The 1150-nt window shown below is 29.6% G+C and carries 1 pseudogene; it reads right to left on the bottom strand.

The annotated features are described in order from the left end of the window. Positions 1-278: pseudogene (locus ACFIL8_RS10650) on the bottom strand (hypothetical protein); the annotation flags it as partial. Positions 279-1150: the final 872 nt, after the last annotated feature.

Below are 1150 nucleotides of genomic sequence, written 5' to 3'. Positions count from 1 at the left end.
CCAAAGACGCGTGCATTTTGAAAGACCCGAGCTTTATTATACACCCAGCAATTACCTTCATGAGAGAGATTATCTTCCTTTTCAATATACCCCCCTAAATCGCCTTTTTTGACATCATCAAAATCTCTTAAGGCTCTAATTCGAGTTAAGAAATGACCATCGATATATTCACAATCATCAATAAATTCATATTTTTTTGCAGGCTCTTGTTGATTAACAAGCGCAGTTTCATTTGAAATAGAAGAGATAACGGGGGTGGTTTTTACTGTAGTATTCATACTAATATGTCCTAATCAAGAGTTTTGAAATTGACACCCTATAAGGGGCGTCGGGCGTTCAAAACACGGTGATTAGTCCGTTGTTACGCTTTTCTCATAAGAGTATTTTATGGCGTAACTACACCCGACAAAATTATCATATATGCTAATCATAGCATAAAAGATAGCCAGTTTTTAAAAGCTTTGGAAAGATTGTTTCGTAATCTATCCGCTAATCACAAAGTGTTTTGATCACTTAAGTACTTATATAACAAAATACGTATTTATTGTCAAATAATATTTTATCTTTTTTGATATTTTTTTGTATTTTTTAAATACGTTGTGTATTGATAATATCTTATGCTTATTAATTGCTTCTTTTATATTTATGTGCTTTTAAAGCTATATTACGGGCTTTGTGAAACGATTGCGTATTTTCTGAATCTATACATTTATAATATTTTAGAAACGCTTTCATTATGCGTATTTTAAACTTTATAACCTATCAATTTTGTCACTAAATGGCTTTTAAGATTTCTGTTAATTTCTTTTAATAACACATTTTAGACTTAACAGCCTTTATAGGGACTGTCTTTATAAACAAATGCTTTCATTTGCATTTTTGCTTTCTCTATAGTTGTTATGTTCTTTATAGCCATGGCATCATTTTTCATGTTCATAAGAGAAATGATAAATAGGATAATTGTGATTTATTGCTTGTTATGAAAACATCTCAATAGAAACTGATCATTATAGAGATGAGCAAAATCCCTTTTAATAGACTGTGTCAGTGTTGTCAGTTCCTTTTAGACCCTCTATTATTTTTTTTAATGAGAGAAAATTAAAAACATTATATTTCAATATGTTAGTATTTTAATGATACAATCCTTATT

Source organism: Bartonella sp. AP57NXGY, assembly GCF_042195805.1.
Lineage (GTDB): Bacteria > Pseudomonadota > Alphaproteobacteria > Rhizobiales > Rhizobiaceae > Bartonella.
This window is presented reverse-complemented; position numbering and strand designations above follow the sequence as displayed.